The organism is Vibrio sp. 10N.222.48.A3 (assembly GCF_041475345.1).
GTDB classification, from domain to species: Bacteria; Pseudomonadota; Gammaproteobacteria; order Enterobacterales; family Vibrionaceae; genus Vibrio; species Vibrio tasmaniensis_A.
In genome coordinates this window covers 1-356 of record NZ_JBFRVX010001814.1, presented here as the reverse complement: position 1 = coordinate 356, position 356 = coordinate 1, and the positions used below count along the sequence as shown (strand labels likewise).

The following is a 356-nucleotide window of genomic DNA, read 5'->3' as shown; positions in this document are numbered from 1 at the left end:
GAGTGATCAATATCTATTGAGCAAAGCCATTTCCGGCTTAATTGCACCTAATGGATCTCACTCGCTTTCGGCTTTCATTGCGGGTGAAAATGAAAGCGTGATTGCGTGTCGTAAAGCGCTTAAACAAGAGTACAAGCTGTCTAGAAAAGATATGTATGCGATTCCTTACTGGAAACGAGGTAAGGATGAAGAAGCATACCATGATGAACGCCATGAAGTTATGGATGAAGAGTACTAGCTTGCCTGTTTTAGAAAACAAAAACCGATCTCATGAGATCGGTTTTTGTTAGTACCTTTGGGTGCTTAAGCATACGCCTCTCGGAGGCGTTTCTTATTCACTTTGCCGACAGGTGTCT

At 42.7% G+C, this 356-nt stretch carries 1 protein-coding gene; it reads left to right on the top strand.

Going from position 1 to position 356, the window contains the following annotated elements:
* On the top strand, positions 1 to 238 hold a 238-nt coding region (locus AB4653_RS29030), incomplete at its 5' end, for an SIP domain-containing protein (protein WP_372106095.1).
* Between the last annotated feature and the right edge of the window lie 118 nt (positions 239 to 356).